The following is a 22,053-nucleotide window of genomic DNA, read 5'->3' as shown; positions in this document are numbered from 1 at the left end:
ATAGATAAGGAGTGGGAAGGATGTCAGTATCGCAGCTATCAAAAGTATTTAGAACCTTTGCCGAAAGGGAATGTACAGGTTCAAGCCCTTTATATGAATATTTATCCTTGAAAATTGCTGATGATTCGGAGTTGATAGCTTTAGCATCTCATGCGAAACAAGGTCAACCCATTCCGAATTTATTATTTGGCGCTGTACATTTTTTGTTATTAACAGGAAAGGATCATAAACTTAAAGAATTTTATCCGAGTATTGTTGATAATCCAAGTAGTGTAAGAGATTCTTTCCCATATTTTAAAGATTTCTGCTTGAATCATTCTTCCGAAATTAAAGACATGATACAGAACAAATTAGTACAAACCAATGAAGTAAGACGCTGTGCCTATCTGTTTCCTGTATTTCAGTATATTTTTGATACTGTTCATAAACCGTTAGCTCAAATAGAAATAGGGACAAGCGCTGGCTTGCAATTGCTTTGGGATAAATACAGCTATTCTTATGGTTCAAATGAAATCTATGGAAATAGAAATGCTGACGTGCATCTGTACTCTATTATAAAAAAAGGAAAAATGCCGTTTCTTAAAGACAATATACCTCCTGTAGCCAATAGGATCGGAGTGGATTTACATACGGTTGATTTAAAGAAAGAGACAGAATATCTTTGGCTGAATGCCTTGATTTGGCCAGAGCATCACGAAAGACGAGTATTATTTCAAAAAGCATCACGGTGTGTAAAAGAGAACCATTTGACATTAATTGATGGTGATGGAGTAGAGCTGCTTCCGAACCTAACTGAAAATATTTCAAACGATTATTGTATTTGTGTTTTCCATACCCATGTGGCCAACCAAATGCCTGAAGATGCAGTAAATAAGCTGCTTCATCATGTGAAAATGATTGGCGAAAACAGAGAAATATTCCACATTTATAACAACATAGAAGATAGAGATTTACACCTTCAGTATTATGTAGATGGAACAGAGTATGTTAAAAGAATTGGGCAGACGGATGGGCATGGCAGATGGTTTACTTGGGAATTACCAAAAAGGATTTTGTGATTTGTGGATTATAGTATTCGTGATATCTGTTTGTTTCTTATACACTTTGGATGAAGATCCATAAATCATATAAGCATTCTCAAGAAAGGTCCAGCCGATTTTCTCATAGTAGTCTTCCTGGTCTGTGGTGAGATACAGTTTGTTAAAGCCATGAATATTTGCTTTTGTAACAGCATGTAATCCGAAATCACCCTGGTAAAACCAATCAATCTTCTTTTCTAGCTCATATCTTTATTTATATGATACATGCCAAAGCATAATGTTGTATGATCAATCGGTTTTTTTGACATCTTCAATTGCGATGCCTTGCGCCCAATATACGATTCTTTACTTAGAAATTGGTGGACTGTATCGATATCTAACTCTTCTTTGGTAGTGTTAATGACAAAGTCTTTATATCCCCATTGTTGCTGTAGCAGATTAATCAACCTTTCTTTTTTCGGGTAGTAGTTACCGTTATAATATATAACAATACGAAAGTAAGGACACTAGTTATAATTAATTTCGTATTCTCAGGAAAAGCTGTCATTCGTACAGCCGCTTCTGGTAAAAATAATATAATCGGAATGATAATGGAAAACCATGTCTTACTCCATAAAGCAATTGCAATCAATATACAAATTGCCAGAATAGCGGTGACAATAGCAGCGCTATCTCCAAAGAGTATAACGGGTGAATGAACATAGTCATTTAAATAATGTAATCCGATAAAAAAGGAAATCACCAAAATACCAGGAAGTGAGATCAATAGCCATTCTGTTACTTGTGTCAGATTTCTACTTGCGATCATTCTAAATAGGACGGAAGTGATTAATAAAAAACTTAACAAAATCAAAGGATAGCCAATAAGTTGAATGATAGAGTAGGAGACGTCGCCTATGATCACTTGACCTAAGAGTATATAAGAGAATCCTCCAAGAAAAATAATCGGAACATACTTCAACAGATTTAGTAAATCAAAGGGGACTTCATCTGCGATTTGCTCCATAAATGCTTTTGGTGACATGCTAATGATGTCATCTACATTTTTTCCCGCTTTTTCTGCCTCGTATAAGTGACTTTCTAATTCTTCAATAATTTCATCGCTTTCATTCGTGTTTTTTCCGCTTGAAAACAAATACAATCTCAGGTTTTCTAAAAAATCTGTACTTTTAGCAGAAAGTTTCATATTAAAATTCATCCTTCCTTCCCTAATAATTCATGGACACTTTCAGAGATCGCGCTCCATTTTTGCTTAAATTCTTTCAATTCATCTTCGCCCTTTGGAGTTAACGTGTAGTATTTCCGCTTTGGTCCACCTGATGGAATCTTCTTATGATGAGTAGCTACCAGTTCTTCTTTTTTCATTCGTAGTAATAAGGGATAAATGCTGCCTTCACTCACCATAGTAAAACCATAACTATTAAGTTTTTCCGTCATTTCATATCCGTAAATTTCTCCCTTTGCGATAATGGAGAGGAGGCAACCTTCAAGAATACCTTTTAGAATTTGAGTTGAAGACAATCCATTTCCTCCTTGTGTTTAGATGTCTGTGTTTAGATGTCAAACTAGGTTGTAATACAATATAGTTTAGTATAGCATGAAAATTACAAATATTACAATATAGTGATTGACAAAATTTCTCACTAACATAAAATATATGCTAGTAGTGGTGTGAAAAAATAAAAAGTCTTGCATAACTGATCCTCACTTTAAAGCAAGACCAATCACACAAAACTTTTTCATATTTATATTTAGTTAACTTTCTCATCTAACGTGTTTGCTATATCTGAAAGAATGTGTGCCGAACTTGAGACTTCCTGCATAGAGGCATTTAATTCTTCTATAACAGCCACCACGTTTTCGATATTGGCATTAGATCCAGTTACTTCTTCGGACACTTTTGTCATCGAAGTAGACATTTGGTGCATGTTGTTGGTTACATCAAATATGGCTGATTTTAGGTCTTGGATGAATTCGTCCACTTCATCAATATTTTCAGCAATTTCGTGGAAGACTTCCTTTACATTTTCATTAAGGGCTGCACCATCTTTTATCGATTGTCCCCCTTTAGAAATAACGTTCGTCACTTCCGCTGTACCTGCTTGAATTTCTTGGATCAATCCTTGAGTTTGATTGGTTGCATTGTTCGTTTGTTCAGCTAATTTTCTTACCTCATCAGCAACAACAGAGAATCCTTGTCCGTGTTCTCCTGCGCGAGCTGCTTCAATTGCTGCGTTAAGTGCTAATAGATTTGTCTGATTAGAAATGTCCGTAATCAACGACAAAATATCGCCAACCTGATTTGTTTTTTGATCTAATTGATGAACCACTTCAATAGATTGATTGACTTGATCACCAATAAGCTCCATTTGGTTCATGATCTTCACTACAGCTTCATCGCCATTTCTGGATTGTTCTATCGCCTGTGCAGATATTTCCGAAACAAAATTAAAACTCTCCTCAATCTCTTTGAGGCTAAAGAAAATTTGTCCAGACGTTTGATTTGCTTCCTGTATTTCATTGGCTTGTGTATCGACCCCTGAAGCCATGTCCTGCATGGTAGTTGAGATTTCTGAGATAGCATCACTTGTCTCTTTAGTTGTAGACTGTAATTGCATCGCTGCTGCTGCTGTTTTTGAAGAAAGCTCTTTTGTATCGTCATCCATCTCAGACCCATTTGTTACAGTTTCTTCTGCTAAATGATCTTCCTTAGAAGCAAGTGGCTTCCATTTTAACAACAGCATGGCCAGTCCTGTAGCTAATACAAGCACGGAAATGACGCTAATTACAAAATACATACTGGTTATAGCAAAAGAGAAAAAGTCCAGGACAAGGACCATCATGGCCATCGAAAGAATAGCAATGAGTAAGGTATAAAAGATTAAAATCTGGTTGCCTTTCATTATATTATCTCTTATTTTCATCATTACACTACCTTATAAAGCTTCCATTTCTTCTACACCAAGGAATTTTGAAGCTTCCTCCAATGTAGTAAATGCTTTGACACTGTCTTTTGTTCCAGCTGAACGTGATAGGCGATTTAATTGCATTTTTAATGTAACGTTGGGTGCGATCGTTGCGTTCTTTTCAACATGGTTTGCAACGTCTTGCATTAATTGGCCCCATACTTCATTTACTTCAGGTTTGGCAACGGTTTGAATTAAACTGTTGTCATTTAAGAATTTCTTAATATGCGGCTTTTGCAGTTGTGTACGTACATAATTAGCCTCTTGTTTAGCTTGCTCCACCGTACTTGCCATTACCTTGTATTTGAAATAAAACACATCTTTATATTCTTTCGATTCATACGTGCTCATTTTTTTTTCCTCCTAGTTATTATTTTCGAATTCTTCGGCTACTTCCTGGAATATATGCAATGCATGAATTGCTTTAGGGAAACCAACATATGCACTGCAATGATTGATCACTTCTAATACTTCCTCTTGCTTTAACCCAACGTTTAAAGCAGCATAAAAATGATAGTGAAGTCCTCTGCCAGCATCACCTTGCGAAATTAGTGATGATAGTGTCACAAGTGCCCTCTGCTTTACATCTAAATTGTCATTTTCATACACATCCGCATAGCCAAACTCTAAGGCAAGTCTTGCTAGACGAGGAGAAGCATCTTCCATCGCCTTGATGGCTTTAATACCTCTTGTCCCACCCAATTCATCAACTTTTTTCCAACCTAATTCTTGCTTATTCACATTGATCACTCCTTTTGGATAATTAACCTCTCTTCAACGTAGGCGGTACCTCATCCTGACGTGTAAAAACTTCGACAATAGACGGTCCATCTGTTTCTATCGCTTGTTTAATAGCTGCTTCTAATTCATGAATACTGTGACATCGGATGCTTTCCATACCTATTGAGACACCAAATTGAGTAGCGTCGATACCATATTGGTAAGTTGTACCTGCCGCTTTGCCGAGGCCAACTTTCATTCCTTTGTCTACCATATCGAGCATGCCATTATTAAACACGACGAACGTAATATTTGCTTGTTGATCGACAGCGGCCGAAAGCTCCATTCCGTGCATCATGAAACAACCATCTCCAACAAAAGAGACAATAGGTTGATCCTGTTTGACTAAAGAAGCACCAATAGCTAATCCAAGTCCGTGCCCCATAGCACCAAAGACATCGTCAAAATAAAAGGTACCAGGTTTTAAGGTGTCGAAATACTTAATGCCATAGAATGTGTGACTGCCATCATCACCAAAAACAACTGTGTCAGGTGGTAAGAAATCTCTTAGATGTAACATGACAGTTGCTGTGGAGAGCCGATTGTTATTCGGTTCATTCTTTGCGATTAATTCTCTTGCTTTGTTTTCCTCTACCCAATAAGCCGTAAGGTTACGTTTGTGTACAGGTTGATCAGGAGCATATTGCGAGATGAGTTTAGATAAATTTTGCTTCGCATCTCCTTTGACAAGCAGCGTGTCAACTAAGATTGTTTTACCTACAAAGACTTCCTCTTGATCAAATTGAATGATGTGTTTAGGATAAAGATTCGGACTTAGACCTGCAGTTGACATGTCCGATAAACGGGTTCCGATTACAATCATGATGTCAATGCCGTCTTCGATATAAGTTTCCGCTGCAGCTGTTCCTCCCAGGCCGAAGCTGCCAAGGGATAACGGGTGATGCGTTGGAAAGGCGCCTTTGCCACCAGGTGTAGTCATGACAGGTATCTGCCAGTCTTCTGCAAAAGTTTGGAGCTCCTGATAGGCTTTAGAGCGATGTGCTCCTTTACCTACTAAAATGACGGGCTTCTGAGCTGTTGATAATAATTGCTTTACTTGGCTTAAGTTAGCGGAGATAGGATTATCCGCTATTTGCCAATTTGGCATGTCTAAGTCAGGTACTTCCTGTGTCAATATATCAAGTGGAATAGATAGGTGGACAGGCCCCATTTTTCCAGTGAGTGCCTTTTGAAGTGCATGTTGTAAGTAACTGGATAGTAGTGTAGCATCTTCTACTTTGGCACTAAAAAGCGTCAGTGGTTTAAATAGTTCAACAAGGTCAGTTCCAAACATACTAGAATCCTGTCCAAGTGCTTTTCCACTTTCTCCTAAAGGCGGATGGCCTGTGATGAATAATACCGGCGCATTAAATGCTTTGGCTTGTCCAGCTGCAGTAAGCAAGTTCGTTCCCCCGGGGCCAGATGTACCAAGAGCAACGCCAAGAGATTGATTCTGCAATGCATATCCTGTTGCCATGTAACCTGCTCCACATTCATGCCGAGAAAGCACAAAGTTAATACCTTGGTTTTCCATTTCCATAATTAACGGCGTAATGGGTTTTCCCGGAATTCCGAATGCCTGTTCACAGCCTAATTGTTTTATAACTTTTACTAAATTAGTAGCTAAGCTAACCAATATAGTTTCACCTCCCAAAATTACACATGCCTTATATCGACAAGAAATTTATAATAATTAGCAGGTAATAGGTCTATCATCATATTTGATGATGTTCATTTAGTCTTTTTGTATTGTTTTGATGGAATGTTTTTACATAAAAAGCAATAGATGATAACGTTTGCTATTTTTATAAGCTTATTCTCCTGTTTTCTAGTATTATAGATTTAGGTATTTAGTATGTATTTTTGGGGTTTTTAGGTTGGTTAAATAAAAGTGTTACCTGATTATTACTAAAATGGTTTTGTAGAGGGGAAATAATATTGTAGAGAGAGGTGAAAGGTTACACTTTCACCATCGTAATAAATGTTGCAGCATCCGTATTAAAAGAATGCTGTTCCGCGAATCCGAGTTGCTCGTACAAATGAATCGCTCTTTTATTAAAAGTTGCAACAGATAAGCGTAATGGCAATTTTTTATTTTGCTTTCGTATGCATTGAAGAATAAAAGAGCAAAATGCATAGCCGTGTCCACTACCTGCATAGAATGGGTTCATTCCAAGCCCAACATCAATCATTGATTCGCGGTATAACCCTAATTTTCCAGCAACAGGTATCTGAGCATTCGGTCCTGTGCAGAAAAATCCGAATAACTCACCAGAATCGGTAAAAACAGCTTGATAGGAACCATCTAGGAATTCACTTCTAGTTTCTTCATTATTCTCATTATTATAAAAATCATATGGTGCTTGGTATTGCCAATCCAAAATTAGGTTGGCGGTATCTTTATTTATTTTTCTGGTAGTTAACTGCATGCTTTTCATTCCTTTCTATATTTAGTATATCTCATTTTACCAAATAGTGGATTAGTCAGATGATAATAGAGAAAAATTTTAAAAATTAAATTGAAACTTTAATTGCTTTAGCATCGTCAAAAGGGCGATTTCGCAGTTTCTTATAAGGTATAGAAAAGAGAGTAGCTATGGAGCGGAGAGAAAAAGAGGTGCTATTGGAAGCAACATGGTGATGATTTAGTGCGATTAGCTTTTCATTATGTGATGGATCAAGAAACAGCTAAAGATATGATGCCGAGAGATATATATGTAGAGATCTTCAATTCTCAAGGAGAAGTAATTGTCAAGGCTAAGCTGCTGCACGCCTCTGTATACAATTCAACTATTGGACCAGTTATGCAAACAGTATCTCATTTCTTTCAGGTACCCATTGATTATTATGCCGTTGTTCCTGAAGAGAAACTACATTCACGATTAGAGATTGATAGAAATCAAATGATCAACAAGGAACCAAGCTTTTCTGATATTCAGACACTTCTGAATGAAAGGGAGACAAATATACCAAGCGTTACATTGGAAGAACTACAGGCAGTGAAAGATGATGTCGGTACTGTTGAGGTTGGATATAATAGATGGGATACAGACACAATTTAAAGACGGTTTAGTTTTTAAAATTGTTGATCAACATACGATAAAAAATACAAGTGAAATATTGAACCAGCATTTGCAAAATCAGTGATAAGAATGATGCTGGGACAAAAAGTATAAGCTCATGAAAAAACGAACGAGAAATTCGATGTATTTACATAACATTCATCTCCGTTCGTTTTTTTATTTACTATATTTCAATTCGGCAAGCTTTTAATACGAACGCCTTTCGCTACAAAAAAAGTTTTTGATCATGACAGATTGCCAAGACCTTTTGTTTCTGTTTCATAAAAGCTTTTGGGCGACGAACGATTCAATCGGACAATTCAGCTTTAATTCGAGCACATATTGTCCGAAAGAGCACTGCACTCGGACAAAACGCCTTCATTTCAGGCACATATTGTCCGAAAGAACGCTCCACCCGGAACAACCCCCCTCTATTTGCCCTTGCCAACATCTAATTCCATAAGTCTCAGCGAATTGTGAGCACTTCGCGGCATGCTAAAAAATATATTAAGTCTTAATATTGCTCGGTTTTACAAGCTAATTTATTTTTATGTCCCATTCTGACAAACTAATGCATTGACACACATATTAGTCCTTGCTAATATGATAACAACAAACATATTAGTATAATCGAATATATTAGGGGGAAACACTAATGCTAACGATTGATGTCGATACAAAAATAAAATTTTTACACGGATTTTCTCATAAAACACGCATTCAAATTCTGGAATGTATAAAAAACACAGAAAAAACGGTCTCGCAAATTGTGGAGGATATTGATGGGAACCAGTCGAATATTTCACAACACCTTGCCTGCTTGAAAGGCTGTGGAATTATTGTTGGCAGACAACAAGGTAAATATATGTATTACAGTTTGGGAAATCAGCAGGTGCGGGATTTATTATCCATGTTTGATGATGTATTGATGGACATTCAACAAGACGTGGAAACCTGTGAAAATCACATTGCAGGTAGTGAGTGTTAATGACAGATAAAGCCAGTATCGAGAAAACAGCATGCTGCAGTAATTCAGTCCAAGATTCGAAACAAACAGATTCGTGCTGCAGCAGTTCGGAAACTATTGAAAAATCAACTAGTTGTGGCAACGATTCCGAGCAGTCTGTGCCAGCTGAGCAAAATGTCCAAGGCGAGCTACAGGAATACCGTATTTCTGGAATGGACTGTCCTTCTTGCGCTCTATCAATAGAAAAAGGGTTGTATGATGTAGATGGTATTGAGAAGGCAACTGTTCATTATAATACTGGAAAGCTAAAAGTTGTTGGCCAGGATTCCTTTTTGTTTGATGAGGTTGAAGAGGTTGTGCAGAAGCTAGGCTTTAGTGCTGAACCGATAAATAACAACAAAAACATAAAAATATATCGTGTCGAAGGAATGGATTGCGGCGGCTGCGCTCAAAGTATAGAAAAACACTTAAATGGTGTTTCTGGGGTGGCAAGTGCGAGTGTCAGTTTTTCAACAGGAAAAATAAAGGTTAACCATCAAACAAGCATAGAAGACATTGTTACCGAAGTAAATAAAATTGGTTACAAAGCTATTCCGTTAGAGACTGGTGCTAAGGCGACGGAAGTTAAATCACAAAATGAATATAGGCCAATCATTTTTTCTGGAATCGTAATCGCGCTAGGTTTTATCGGTTCTTTTACGACCTTGTCGCCAATTATCTCAAACTTTTTATATGCGATTGCGATGGTAATCAGTGGCTATAAGCCTGTCAAAAGTGCTTTTTTTGCTGTGAAAAGTCGCTCGTTGGATATGAATGTTCTGATGTCATCTGCGGTAATCGGTGCAGCGTTGATAGGTGAATGGTTTGAGGGAGCAACCGTTGTCTGGTTGTTTGCATTAGGTACAGCCCTTCAAAATCAATCGATCGAAAAAACGAGAAAATCAATTCAAAGCTTAATGGAACTCGCGCCAGCAGAAGCCTGGATCAAAGTCGGTTCTGAATTAAAGCAGAAGCCTGTAGAAGATATTCGTGTGGGAGAGGTTGTGGTTGTCAAACCAGGTGATCGTATCCCATTAGATGGTGACATTACAGATGGCGAAACAAGTGTGAATCAGGCCCCGATTACCGGTGAATCGATTCCGGTAGACAAAAACAGTGGAGATAGTGTTTATGCTGGTACGATAAATGAAAGTGGTTCAATTGAAGTAAGAGTCACGAAGCTTGTGGAAGATACGGCGATCGCCAAGATCATTCACCTGGTGGAAGAAGCTCAAGAACAAAAGGCACCTACTCAAGCATTTATCGATAAGTTTGCCAACATTTATACGCCGATTGTTTTTGCTTTAGCCTTAGCAGTGATTGTGTTACCGCCATTATTTGGGCTTGGCAGCTGGGGCGAATGGGGATATAAAGGCCTTGCGTTACTAGTTGTAGCATGTCCATGTGCATTAGTTATTTCTACGCCGGTTGCCATTGTTTCTGCGATCGGTAATGCAGCCAAAAACGGCGTATTGATAAAAGGTGGAACGTTTTTAGAAAAAGCTGGAGCAATTAAAGCAATCGCCTTCGACAAAACGGGTACATTGACGGAAGGAAAACCAGTTGTCTCTGATGTGAAAAGGATCGCCACAACCGAACAAGAGCTGCTATCGATTGCTTTCACCTTAGAAAATTACTCGACGCATCCTATTGCAAAAACAATCGTAGCGTATGCCAAGGAAAAGGAAGTTCAGGTTAAACAAGGTGAATTATTCAAGACGATTACCGGTAAAGGTGTGCAGGCCACAATTGATGGAGAGCTTTATTTTGCAGGGAACCTGAAGCTGTTTGAAGAAATGAACGTTCCGTTAGATACTGTGAAAAAAGAGTTACAGCATTTGCAAAATCAAGGAAAAACAGTTGTGATTATCGGAACAGCAATGGAAATCACTGGTATCATCGCTGTATCCGATAACCTTCGCCATACAACGGTAAGTGCCTTGAAAGGATTGCAAGGTGCTGGTGTAGACGAAGTGGTTATGTTAACAGGAGATAATCAAGGTACAGCAAAAAGAATAGCGGGCGAGGCAAATGTGACACGCTACTTTGCTGAATTAATGCCAGAGGACAAAGTGAGCGTTATTAAACAATTACGGTCAGAAGGCTATGATGTTGCGATGGTCGGTGATGGCATTAACGATGCTCCTGCATTAGCAACTGCTGACTTAGGCATCGCCATGGGTGGTGCCGGAACTGATACGGCAATGGAAACAGCAGATATTGTACTCATGGCTGATAACTTAGAGAAGCTGCCGCATACAATGAAATTAAGCAAAAAAGCCCTAACCATTATTAAACAAAATATTTGGTTTTCCTTAATCGTGAAGCTGATTGCTTTCGTGCTTATTTTTCCAGGATGGCTCACACTGTGGATGGCGGTGTTGAGTGATACCGGAGCAGCGTTGATTGTTATCTTAAATGCACTGCGATTAGTGAAATTTAAAGAGTAATATTAAACACTCATAGAACTGGATTATGTTCTATGAGTGTTTTTAAAAGATGGACTTTGAGCCTATTGTTAAAATCCGCAAGTAAATACCCGTTGCACTTTCATATACCGCAGCATAACCCGGGCATGATGACCTTCTTCGGTAGGTTTGCTTGCTAAGTAGCTAAGCCGCTGAATGAATGCTTCGTCACATGCACAGCGATCACCAGAATAAAGGTAACATTCATCATGTGCTTTGCAGGCGGCATCTGCTTCGTTAATTGGTGCACCCGGACCACTGCATCCAGGTCCGCACCAGCGATAACCAGGAAATATACACAATTTAGGTTTTCTTATATGGTTTTGATTGTACAAAGTTCTCACCTCCAGTGTGTATGAATATTTCATTAGTACCAGTATATGAATGGAGGTGTCTGTATGATTGGTTAAACGGCCTCGCAATCGATAAAAAATGACGGAACAATACCATAAATATAGTCAAAATATAACCAACCATATACCTAAATACTATTTGACAAGGTTAATAGAACGTGATACATTTTATCCATTAACGTTTTCATGAAGAATGGATTGTTACTGACGCGATCAGGCATTACCATGTTTTATAATACACTTCCGTATGTTTTAGAATGCGTTCTGGAAGATGGAGGAATGCCCTTTGAAGTTTATTAAAGCCTTTAATAACAATGTGGCTTTAGTCGAAGATTCCTCTGGGCTTGAGTGGATTGTAATGGGTACGGGTGTCGGTTTCCAAAAAAAGAAAGGGGATCCAGTTGAGGATTCCAGTATTCGCCGTAAGTTTGTGGCGGAACAGTCGAATACACGAAGACCATTGCTGCAAGTGTTGAAAGAAATGGATTCGGAAGTGTTGGATGTTTCGGTTGAAATCATTAAAAATGCGGAATCGCAGCTTGATGTTACTTTTAATAATAATATTTATTTGACCCTTGCTGATCATTTGAATTTTGCTGTCAAGCGGGCGCACGAAAATATTGATTATGCGGATACGAACCGTTGGGAAGTAAAGAATCTATACCCGAAAGAATTCCATGTGGCTAAAGATGCCATTCGTTTGGTGTTCGACCGTCTTGATTTACTGTTACCTAAAAGTGAAGAAACATTTTTAACCTATCATTTTGTAAACGGTCAACAGACGAAAAAGACGAAAATCGAAGAAACACTAAAAATGACAGAAGTGATCAACCGCATTATTGAAGTAGTGCAGTACCATTTTCAACTTAAGCTTGATGAAGAATCACTGAATTACACTCGATTTATTACCCATTTGCGATATTTCTTCATTCGCCAGTATAAGCAAGATCCGGTAGATGGAGAAGAAATGGACAAGACCCTTTTAGAAGTGGTCAAAACCAAGTATGAAAAAGCTTATCAGGCAGTCGAAAAAATTGCGGCGCTATTGAAGCAGAAATACGGATGGACACTTTCATCGAATGAAATGCTGTATTTAACGCTGCATGTATGGCGCGTAACGAATCGTCAAAAAAATGAATAGTATCCTTGTGGATTGTTACTAATATAGATTAGGCATTACCCAAACAGACTGAGTGCTCAAAGCACTGGTCTCTGTTTGGGTATTTTTTTTGGCGAAAAACAAATGAATATAACAGCTGCTTAGCTCAGAGACCGGTAGAACGAGAAAGAGGAGGAAATAGAATGGCTTCACATAAAGAAGTTGCAAAACAAGTTGTAGACAAAATTGGCGGAGCGGAAAATGTCGATCAAGCATGGCATTGTGTTACAAGACTTCGCTTCAATCTCAATAACAAAGATAAAGTGAAAATGGAGGAAATTAAAAATATTGATGGTGTGATGGGGGCACAATTTTCTGGTGACCAGTTCCAAGTCATCATCGGTAATCATGTGTCAGACGTATTTGCTGAGGTAGAATCATTAGTTGGTGAAAGTGGTGAGGGGGAAAAGTCTGGGGAGAAACAAAGCATCGTATCTTTAATCATGGACTTTATTTCCGGGATTTTCACACCTATTCTTCCGGCGCTTGCGGGAGCGGGGTTATTAAAAGGTTTTAATGCGTTATTTGTGACAGCAGGCTGGCTCTCTGATCAAAGCGATACGTACATGGTTCTGAATGCAATTGGAGACAGTGTCTTCTACTTTTTACCATTCTTCCTTGCAGTATCTACAGCAAGAAAGATGCGTACGAATGAATATTTAGCGCTTATTGTAGCTGGTACGTTGATGTACCCAACTTTTATTGATGCCTATAATGCTATTCAGGAAACAGGTAAAGAAACAATTGACTTTTTAGGTTGGGGCGTAATTAATATACCGTTATTAAATTATGATACAAGCGTTATACCAGTCATTTTAAGTGTCATTTTATTGAAGTATGTATTTGATTTAGTTAAAAAAGTAATACCATCTGCTATTCAACTAATGTTTGCGCCGATGATAACTTTTCTTATCGTTATTCCCGTTTCGTTATGGGTGGTGGGACCACTAGGTACGAATGTTGGTAACTTTGTATCAGATATATTCAATTGGTTATTCGACTATTCAGGTTTATTTGCGGGACTTTTACTTGCAGGATTTATGCCGCTGATTATTATGACGGGAATGCACTACGCATTTGCTCCAATTGCGATTACCAGTATGGCTAGTGTAGGCTATGACACGATGGTTATCCCGATGATGTTCATTAGTAACGTGGCACAGGCTGGGGCAGCATTAGGTGTCGCGGTTGTAACAAGAAATAAACAAATGAAACAATTAGGTGTGTCAAGTAGTATTTCTGCTGCAATTGGTATTACGGAACCTGCGATGTATGGGGTTAATATGAAGTTGAAAAAACCATTTATCCTGGCGATGATCTCAGCTGGAATTCTTGGTGCGTTTGCTGGCTGGTATGGATTAAAGGCATATGCGATGGCTGGTATTATTGGAGTTTTTGCAATTCCACTTTTCGCAGATCCGACAGGTGAATCTGCGAGTCTGATTGTATCGATTATTTTATTCTTCCTTGCTTTAGTAATCCCATTTATTTTGGTGCTAATTTTCCGATTTAAGGATGTAGAAGATAGCAATCTACCAGCTGTATCAAAACCAGAAGAAGAGAAAGAAGAAAAAGAAGTTGGAAAAGCAGAGGGAACGGCAGCTGCATCAAAACTAACCGGAAAAGAAGTAATGGTGCAATCTCCATTAAAAGGAACCATTGTACCTTTAACAGAAGTTTCCGATCCAACCTTCTCTCAAGAAATCATGGGGAAAGGAATTGCGATTGAGCCAGAAGAAAATCGTGTCATCGCGCCAATCTCAGGATCTATCATGGTATTTCCAGATTCAAAGCATGCGATTGGTATCAAAGGTGATAATGGTGAGGAGATTTTGATTCATATTGGCATAGACACCGTCTCGTTAAAAGGTGAACACTTTGAAGGTTTCATTAAAGAAGGTGATCGTGTAGAAGTGGGTCAAGCGCTAGTAGAATTTGATCGCGAAGCAATCCGTGACAAAGACATTCCTACCGTAACGATGATTGTGGTTACAAATACAGCAGAATACCTGGATGTACTGCCGATCAATGAAGATGGACCTATCTTTGAGGGCGAACATTTATTAACACTTATAAAATAAGGGATTATGGAGAGTGACAACACGTTGCTCTTCAATTAAATAGAAGGAGAGGATCATGATGACAAAAGAAATAAAAGGATTCCAACCAGATTTTTTATGGGGAGGAGCAACTGCAGCCAATCAAGTCGAAGGAGCGTTTGACTTAGATGGCAAAGGTCTATCAACTGCAGATATGGTTAAATATGTTCCGAAAGAAGAACGCGGCATTTACAATTTCTCGATGGATGTAACGGCAGACTATATTGAAGATGTGTTAGCAGGCAAAGTGAATGACCGTTACCCAAAACGTGACGGTATTGATTTCTATCACCATTATAAAGAGGATATTGCGTTATTTGCTGAGCTTGGCTTTAAAGTATTTCGTCTTTCGATTAACTGGGTTCGTATTTTTCCAAATGGAGATGATGCAGAACCGAATGAAGCTGGTTTGCAGTTCTATGATAATGTATTTGATGAATTAAAGAAATACGATATTGAACCATTAGTTACGCTTTCACATTATGAAACACCTTTAGAGCTGTCACGTAATTATAATGGCTGGTATAACCGTAAATTGATTGGTTTTTTCACCAAATATGCAGAGACTGTGTTCACACGTTACAAAGATAAAGTGAAATATTGGCTTACTTTTAACGAGATTAATGTTATTACGCATAGCCCTTATACTGGTGGTGGAGTTTTAGTAGATAAAATCCCAGGTAAGACTAAGGATCAAATTGCATACCAAGCTGCACATCACCAATTCGTCGCGAGTGCACTTGCTACAAAGTTGGCGCATGAGATTATACCTGATGTACAGGTAGGCTGCATGCTCGCTAGAATGCAAACATATCCACATACAAACAATCCGGATGATGTGTTGGAAGCACAGCACCAGAATGATTTGAATTTATTTTTCACAGATGTTCATGCCAAAGGAGAATATCCAAGCTACATGAACCGTTATTTTGCTGAAAATGATATCACGATTGAAAAAGAAATTGGCGATGATGAAATCTTGAAGCAATATCCAGTAGATTTCATTTCTTTCAGTTATTACATGTCTGTAACTGTCTCCACTCAAGGGGAACATGACGAAGTAGCCGGAAATATGATCAAAGGTGGCGTGAAGAACGAATACCTTGAAACATCAGATTGGGGCTGGCAAATTGACCCGAAAGGATTACGAGTTGCATTACGTGATTTTCATAATCGTTATGGGAAGCCATTATTTATCGTAGAAAATGGGCTAGGTGCCTTCGATACAGTAGAAGATGATGGTTCCATCCATGACCCGTACCGTATTGATTACTTACAGAAGCACATTGAGCAGATGAAAGAAGCGGTGCAGGATGGCGTGAATCTAATGGGTTATACTGCATGGGGACCAATCGATTTAATCAGTATGTCCACTTCTGAAATGTCGAAGCGTTATGGATTCATCTACGTCGATCAGGATGATGAAGGTAACGGTACATTGAGTCGTTCGAAAAAAGATTCATTCGAATGGTATAAACAAGTGATCGCAACAAATGGAGAATCTTTATAATTATATAATGAAACTGTGACTTAAGAAGAGTTAGAATAAATTAACGCTCAAGGCATGGGTAAGTGTGTTGTTAAATGTAGAGTTGAAACAAACTGCGAAGAAATGAAAACTTTATGTGAGTTGATTTAGACAGATTTAGTGTGCTAGGATACCTTATACTGACCGCTCCGTGCCCTCAGGACGCGGAGCATATTTCCGGAGCTTGCTGCGCATTTAAATCATTTCAAAATAGCTAAATGAAATACAGCTCTATTTTTCATTAAGATGAAAGTAGGGTATCTTATTAATTTACTTCACAGTATATTTCCGGCATAAAATAAGCCGAACATAGCACGAATCTTGGATAAGATCTCGTGTATGTTCGGCTTTTAATTAGAGTAAAATTCTTTTGTATCAACCTCTTTGTATTTATTTAAAACAGAGGCTTCAAATTAAACGTTTCCTTAAACTCATCTACATCTAAATCTAATTGTTTACAATACTTTTCTACCTGCTCAAAGAAATCGAAATTTTCATCTACTGGTCTGTCTCTATTCTCAGCGTAGAAGGTAATAAGATCATATAATTCTTGAAATGCTTGTACATTAGTTATTTTTTCCATGATTACCATCCTTTTTTAGCGGTTTTTTAGTTATAAATGGTACCTGATTAACTAAGTATAACTGATGATGGGGTCGTTAGGCAAAATGAAATATCGATTTGTTTATTTAGACAAAGATGAAAATGCTTATGAAGGGTAACGAAGATCCGTCTCCAAATGGAATGAAAAATATGAAACGATTTCATAAAATGTGATAAATCCTTTGTTGACAAGTGTTTCCGATAAAAATAACGTTGGATGTTAGAAAATATGACATAAATAATGAAGGAAAATGACAAATTACATTGGTTTTTTTAATGAAATATGGGCACAATCTTTAGTGTGTTTGGACAAAGAAAATTTGTCGGAATTTTTGTAAACTTATTTTAATGTTAAAAAAATAATAAAAGGGGAGATTTATTTTGTTGAAAAGTAAGAAGTATTTGCTATTGATTTCTATTTGTTTCTTATTCGTCCTTGCAGCATGTGGTGGAAACGATGCGGAAAGTGAAGGGGCAAGCGGGGATGCAGAAGGCTCTTATGACCCGATCACCATTACTTTCAGTCACAATCAGCCTGTTGATAGTCCAGAAGATATCGGCGCGCAGAAATTTAAAGAGTTAGTCGAAGAAAAAACGGATGGGAACGTAACAGTGGAAGTATTCCCTGCTTCGCAATTAGGGAGTTTGCGGGAACAAGTAGAAGGAACCCAAATTGGTGAAATTGATATTACGATGCAGCCATCAGCAGTAGTTTCTCCTTTTGTTGATGATATTAAGGCGGTAGACCTTCCTTATTTGTGGCCAACTGATGCAGAACAAATGTATGAAGTATTAGATAGTGAAGTAGGAGACGAGCTTCTTGGTACATTAGAACAAGGTGGATTCAAGGGACTTGGCTTCTGGCCAGGTGGTTATAAGTTGTTCACAACAAATGGTATAGAAATTCATAAGCCATCTGACTTTGAAGGGGTTACGATGCGAACAATGGAATCACCGATCCTTCTTGCGCAATATGAAGAATGGGGAGGAAACCCGATCCCGGTTCCATATGCAGAATTGTATAATTCGTTGCAACAGGGTGTAGTAGATGGGCAAGAAAACCCGTTGCAGACGATTTACCTGAACAATTTCTATGAAGTGCAAGATACAGTGATTGAAAGTTATCACGGTGGTATGAACTATGTATTAATGGCAAATCAGGCTTGGTTTGATGGATTACCAGCAGAAGTGCAGGATGTCATTACTGAAGCGGAAGAAGAAGCTAGAAACACAGCACGTCAGGCATTGGCGGATACAGAAGAAGAGTATCGTCAAAAAATTAAAGACTCAGGCGTAAATTACTATGAGCTCACACCTGAAGAAATCGAGGTATTCCGTGAAGCATCACTGCCAATTCATGAAGAGTACTATAGCGAAGGTGACCAACAGGAATTACTGCAAAAAATCTATGACAAAATTGATGAAGTAACAGCGGAATAAGTTGAGGATAGGGACTTCCAATATGGTAGTCCCTGTTATCCTATTTACAACTGAAGCGAATTTCACTTGTGGAATTTGTGACGCATATCTTTCTCAGCATATGATCGGGAGGATACTATGAAATTAATAGCTAAAATTGAAGAGTTTGTTATCGCATTTACATTATTAATCGTTACCGTTTTATTATTTGTAAATATCATTTTGCGTTATGCTTTTGCCAACAATACAACCTGGGCAGAAGAATTTATTCGTTACGGGATGATTTGGATTACGTTTATCGGTGCAAGTGTTTGTTTCAGAAGAGGATTGCACGTAGGTGTGGATTTATTAATGGATGTAACGAAAGGTATCGCCAACAAGGCAGTGAAAATCGTGGTGCACTTAGCATCTATCACCTTTATGATTTTCTTAATTAAGTATAGTACAGATTTAGTGCTGTTCACTCAAAAAACAGGACAAATCACACCTTCATTGCAGATTCCGCTTCATTACATTTACCTTGCAATACCAATTGGTTCAACGTTATCGCTTATTCACTTGGTTATTCAGACTATTAATATAATTAGAAACAAAGAAGATGTAAACGTGCAAGATCGTTCTGCATTAGAAACTATAAAAGAATAGAGGGTAACAATGGTTTCTTTACTTTTAATACTTATCATTATATTACTTTTTGCCAGTGTCCCGATTTATGTAGCTCTCGGATTATCATCGTTTTTGGCTGTTATATTTATGAGTGACACCAATCCGATGATCCTCATTCAACGTTTATTCGGCGGCCTCGATCAGTTTGCATTAATGGCATTGCCGTTTTTTATTTTAGCGGCAAATATTATGGATGTTGGCGGATTATCGAAGCGTATTTTAAGATGGGCACGTGCTCTTGTCGGACATATTACAGGCGGGGTGGCGATGACAACCCAGGTTTCGAGTATGTTCTTTGGTGCATTATCTGGCTCCAGTCCTGCAACGGTTGTCGCGATGGGAAAAATTATGTATCCAGAGCTGTTAAATAAAAAATATGACAAGAAATTTTCATCCGGATTATTAGCATCTGCGGGAGCTGTCTCACTGATTATTCCGCCAAGTATTACGTTAATCATTTTTGGTTCTGTTACAGGTGTTTCAGTCGGTGATCTTTTTATTGCAGGTATTGGTGCAGGTATTATTATCGGACTCTCTTCGATTGTATATATCTATATCTACGCTAGAAAGAATAACTTGCCAAAGGATAAGCGTGCGTCAGGAAAAGAAATGTGGGACGCCACCGTGAAAGCTTTTTGGGCATTATTAATTCCTGTCATTATTCTTGGAGGTATTTACTCTGGAATTTTTACGCCGACAGAAGCAGCCGGTGTATCAGCGATTTACGCTTTGTTTGTCAGTACCGTTATTTACAGAGAAATGAACTGGAAAACGTTCTACAAAACATTAGTGGAATCTGCGATTACTACCGGACAGGTACTTGTATTAGTGGCTGCAGCACAAGTGTTAGGCTGGATTCTGACAAGAGGTGGCGTACCACAGCAGATCGCTTCCTTTATTTCAGAGAATATCAGTTCCACTATTGTGTTTCTGCTTTTAATTAATATTGTGTTATTACTATTGGGAATGTTCATGGAAGGGGTAGCTGCGATTACGATCATTGCACCGTTAATTTATCCGGCAGCTGTGGCGTTAGGCATTGACCCTGTTCATTTAGGAATTATTATGATTTCGAACCTGGCAATTGGTATGTATACCCCGCCATTTGGTATTAATATTTTTGTGACACAAACGATAACGAAGCTGAACATGATGGAAATGCTGCCAGGGTTAACGCGCTTTTTTATCGCGAACGTTATCGCATTACTGATTATCACGTATATACCGGAAAGCTCTTTGTTCTTAGTGGATTTACTTAATGAATAATTGGTGGGGTGTAAATGGCAATTACATTAAAACAAGCAATGAAAATTGGTGGTTTAAAGAAATGTAGGATCGTGGCAGGAGCAGATGGCATGGATAAGATGCTCAAGTATGTCACGATCATGGAGGTTCCTGATATCGTTCGTTGGTTAAAAGGAGAAGAATTAATGCTGACGAGTCTTTATCCTATTAAAGATGATGCGAATGCCATGAAACAGTTGGTGAAGGAACTGCATGAGAAAGGGACATCTGCATTAGGGATTAAGCCGCATCGTTTTATCGATGAGATTCCGCCAGTCATCTTGGATGAAGCGGATCATTATGCATTTCCTATTATTGAAATTCCTGAAGAGGTTAGTTATTTGGATATCCTCTCTCCTGTAATGAATGTGATTTTTGATGACAAAGCAATTATTCAGGAAGATCTAGAACATGCTTATAATTTATTGGATGAAATTCGCTTAAATAAGTGGGGCATTGATAAGTTCGCTGAGGCGTTACATCATTTATTAAAATATGAAATTAAAATTGATAGCTTTGTTCCATATTTAGAAGTGCCGGATACAGCGATGGAATTAGCGCCGATCTCAACCGAACAAATTAGAGAATTAGAGATGATCCAGCGCCCGATCCGGATGCATCGCTATAACCATACACTCGGTAAGGAACAAGCCTGTATGATCGCGCCGGTCATCATGGATGGAAAATTACTAGGTTCCATTACAAGTATTGGGATCGAAAAAGGGTTTGTTGAAGTCGATCTCGCTATCTTGGACCGGGCAACGACGACTTTTTCGTTAGAAATTATGCGCAAGAAAGTAGCGTACGAATTGGAACAGCAGTATAAAAGTGATTTTTTTCGGGAGTTGCTTTTTACACAAATCCAGCATGAAGAGACATTGCTGGAAAAAGGAAAAACGTATGGCTTCGATCTGGAAAGGAATTATATCTTTATTTCGTTGCAGTACAGTCAAAGCGGCAAAGGTATTCATTTTATCGCGGATATTCTTAACCAGCTGGAATTAATCAGCTCTCGGCTTGACCACGATATTATCGTAGGAGCGATGGAGAATGGGGTTCACTTACTATACCCATCGGCGAACAAAACAAAAGACCGAATCTATCTTGATTTGGAAACAATTTATCGCGAATTAAACAAACAGATGCATGATTTATATATAGGAGTTGGGCGTGCTGCTTCTGATATTAGCAGTATTAGAGATGGCTATGAACAGGCCAAACAAGCGGTCATTCTCGGCCGTACACTCTATGATGCGAAACATATTATCTATTATGAAGAGTTAGGCTTCTATCGTTTGCTCGCTGAAATAAAAAATGTTACGGAGATAAATAAATTTTATGAGGAATCGATTGGTAATCTGATTGAGTATGACAAGCATCATGATCTGGAACTGGTCCATTCTTTAACCACTTACTTTCAAAACAATGAATCGATTTCCAAAACAGCAGAGAAACTGTTTATTCACATTAATACGATGAAATATCGTTTGCAGCGCATTAAAGTTTTGACAAATTTAGATGTGAAAAAATCAGAAGATAAATTAATTTTACAAATCGGACTGAAAATTCACAATTTCATCCGAAATGATTATCGATTCAGATAAAAAATATCAGAATTTT

The 22,053-nt window shown here is 38.2% G+C and carries 21 protein-coding genes; 11 read left to right on the top strand and 10 right to left on the bottom strand.

The genetic code is table 11. The annotated features are described in order from the left end of the window. The first annotated feature begins 20 nt into the window (after window positions 1–20). The gene (locus tag MUN88_RS02065) at window positions 21–1,058 is read left to right on the top strand and encodes a DUF2332 domain-containing protein (protein WP_244720252.1); all 1,038 of its coding nucleotides are present in this window, start codon (window positions 21–23) and stop codon (window positions 1,056–1,058) included. Window positions 1,059–1,276: 218 nt separating this feature from the next. Here the strand turns inward: MUN88_RS02065 and MUN88_RS02060 are convergent, their stop codons facing one another. The 8 genes from MUN88_RS02060 to MUN88_RS02025 all read right to left on the bottom strand — a co-directional run bounded on the left by MUN88_RS02060 (window position 1,277) and on the right by MUN88_RS02025 (window position 7,215). Next, complete coding sequence (locus tag MUN88_RS02060; protein ID WP_244720250.1) at window positions 1,277–1,486, bottom strand: hypothetical protein; 210 nt, start codon at window positions 1,484–1,486, stop codon at window positions 1,277–1,279. Further along, entirely contained in the window at window positions 1,483–2,226 is a 744-nt protein-coding gene (locus MUN88_RS02055; protein ID WP_244720248.1) for an HAAS domain-containing protein, read from the bottom strand. Before MUN88_RS02055 ends, MUN88_RS02060 begins: the two co-directional genes overlap by 4 nt. Before the next feature lie 8 nt (window positions 2,227–2,234). Further along, window positions 2,235–2,561 (bottom strand): PadR family transcriptional regulator, encoded by a 327-nt coding sequence (locus MUN88_RS02050; RefSeq protein ID WP_244720246.1) that lies wholly within the window; start codon window positions 2,559–2,561, stop codon window positions 2,235–2,237. A gap of 230 nt (window positions 2,562–2,791) precedes the next feature. Beyond that, the gene (locus MUN88_RS02045; RefSeq protein WP_244720244.1) at window positions 2,792–3,943 is read right to left on the bottom strand and encodes a methyl-accepting chemotaxis protein; all 1,152 of its coding nucleotides are present in this window, start codon (window positions 3,941–3,943) and stop codon (window positions 2,792–2,794) included. Window positions 3,944–3,976: 33 nt separating this feature from the next. Next, the gene (locus MUN88_RS02040; RefSeq protein ID WP_244720242.1) at window positions 3,977–4,357 is read right to left on the bottom strand and encodes a hypothetical protein; all 381 of its coding nucleotides are present in this window, start codon (window positions 4,355–4,357) and stop codon (window positions 3,977–3,979) included. A gap of 12 nt (window positions 4,358–4,369) precedes the next feature. Continuing rightward, a complete protein-coding gene (locus tag MUN88_RS02035; protein ID WP_244720240.1) occupies window positions 4,370–4,747 on the bottom strand; it encodes a carboxymuconolactone decarboxylase family protein in 378 nt (125 codons plus the stop codon). 22 nt (window positions 4,748–4,769) lie between these two features. Further along, on the bottom strand, window positions 4,770–6,422 hold the full coding sequence (locus MUN88_RS02030; RefSeq protein WP_244720238.1) for a thiamine pyrophosphate-binding protein: 1,653 nt from the start codon (window positions 6,420–6,422) through the stop codon (window positions 4,770–4,772). 322 nt (window positions 6,423–6,744) lie between these two features. Beyond that, on the bottom strand, window positions 6,745–7,215 hold the full coding sequence (locus tag MUN88_RS02025) for a GNAT family N-acetyltransferase (RefSeq protein WP_244720235.1): 471 nt from the start codon (window positions 7,213–7,215) through the stop codon (window positions 6,745–6,747). Window positions 7,216–7,434: 219 nt separating this feature from the next. Between MUN88_RS02025 and MUN88_RS02020 the strand changes: the two genes are divergently transcribed. From MUN88_RS02020 to MUN88_RS02010, 3 genes are all read left to right on the top strand, one after another. After that, window positions 7,435–7,848: an LCP family protein gene (locus MUN88_RS02020; RefSeq protein ID WP_244720233.1), complete on the top strand. Its 414-nt coding sequence runs from the start codon at window positions 7,435–7,437 to the stop codon at window positions 7,846–7,848. A 655-nt stretch (window positions 7,849–8,503) separates the two neighbouring features. Further along, window positions 8,504–8,836, top strand: a complete 333-nt coding sequence (locus tag MUN88_RS02015; protein ID WP_244720230.1) for an ArsR/SmtB family transcription factor — start codon at window positions 8,504–8,506, stop codon at window positions 8,834–8,836. Continuing rightward, the gene (locus tag MUN88_RS02010; protein ID WP_244720227.1) at window positions 8,836–11,304 is read left to right on the top strand and encodes a heavy metal translocating P-type ATPase; all 2,469 of its coding nucleotides are present in this window, start codon (window positions 8,836–8,838) and stop codon (window positions 11,302–11,304) included. Before MUN88_RS02015 ends, MUN88_RS02010 begins: the two co-directional genes overlap by 1 nt. A gap of 68 nt (window positions 11,305–11,372) precedes the next feature. Here MUN88_RS02010 and MUN88_RS02005 read toward each other — a convergent pair whose 3' ends face one another. Beyond that, on the bottom strand, window positions 11,373–11,690 hold the full coding sequence (locus MUN88_RS02005) for a phospholipase (protein ID WP_369809930.1): 318 nt from the start codon (window positions 11,688–11,690) through the stop codon (window positions 11,373–11,375). 271 nt (window positions 11,691–11,961) lie between these two features. Here MUN88_RS02005 and MUN88_RS02000 point away from each other — a divergent pair, with 271 nt between their 5' ends. From MUN88_RS02000 to MUN88_RS01990, 3 genes are all read left to right on the top strand, one after another. Continuing rightward, a complete protein-coding gene (locus MUN88_RS02000) occupies window positions 11,962–12,816 on the top strand; it encodes a PRD domain-containing protein (RefSeq protein ID WP_244720224.1) in 855 nt (284 codons plus the stop codon). Window positions 12,817–12,977: 161 nt separating this feature from the next. Further along, window positions 12,978–14,915, top strand: a complete 1,938-nt coding sequence (locus tag MUN88_RS01995; protein ID WP_244720221.1) for a beta-glucoside-specific PTS transporter subunit IIABC — start codon at window positions 12,978–12,980, stop codon at window positions 14,913–14,915. A gap of 58 nt (window positions 14,916–14,973) precedes the next feature. Beyond that, complete coding sequence (locus MUN88_RS01990; RefSeq protein WP_244724287.1) at window positions 14,974–16,443, top strand: glycoside hydrolase family 1 protein; 1,470 nt, start codon at window positions 14,974–14,976, stop codon at window positions 16,441–16,443. 412 nt (window positions 16,444–16,855) lie between these two features. Here MUN88_RS01990 and MUN88_RS01985 read toward each other — a convergent pair whose 3' ends face one another. Continuing rightward, window positions 16,856–17,044, bottom strand: a complete 189-nt coding sequence (locus MUN88_RS01985; protein ID WP_244720219.1) for a hypothetical protein — start codon at window positions 17,042–17,044, stop codon at window positions 16,856–16,858. 401 nt (window positions 17,045–17,445) lie between these two features. Between MUN88_RS01985 and MUN88_RS01980 the strand changes: the two genes are divergently transcribed. The 4 genes from MUN88_RS01980 to MUN88_RS01965 all read left to right on the top strand — a co-directional run bounded on the left by MUN88_RS01980 (window position 17,446) and on the right by MUN88_RS01965 (window position 22,037). Further along, window positions 17,446–18,504: a TRAP transporter substrate-binding protein gene (locus MUN88_RS01980; protein ID WP_244720217.1), complete on the top strand. Its 1,059-nt coding sequence runs from the start codon at window positions 17,446–17,448 to the stop codon at window positions 18,502–18,504. A 117-nt stretch (window positions 18,505–18,621) separates the two neighbouring features. Continuing rightward, window positions 18,622–19,128 (top strand): TRAP transporter small permease, encoded by a 507-nt coding sequence (locus MUN88_RS01975; RefSeq protein WP_244720215.1) that lies wholly within the window; start codon window positions 18,622–18,624, stop codon window positions 19,126–19,128. A 9-nt stretch (window positions 19,129–19,137) separates the two neighbouring features. After that, complete coding sequence (locus MUN88_RS01970) at window positions 19,138–20,415, top strand: TRAP transporter large permease (RefSeq protein WP_244720213.1); 1,278 nt, start codon at window positions 19,138–19,140, stop codon at window positions 20,413–20,415. 14 nt (window positions 20,416–20,429) lie between these two features. Then, the gene (locus MUN88_RS01965; protein ID WP_244720211.1) at window positions 20,430–22,037 is read left to right on the top strand and encodes a PucR family transcriptional regulator; all 1,608 of its coding nucleotides are present in this window, start codon (window positions 20,430–20,432) and stop codon (window positions 22,035–22,037) included. Window positions 22,038–22,053 lie beyond the last annotated feature (16 nt).

The organism is Gracilibacillus caseinilyticus (assembly GCF_022919115.1).
Lineage (GTDB): Bacteria > Bacillota > Bacilli > Bacillales > Amphibacillaceae > Gracilibacillus > Gracilibacillus caseinilyticus.
The sequence above is the reverse complement of the archived record's forward strand: the minus strand, read 5'-3'. Positions and strand labels throughout refer to the sequence as shown.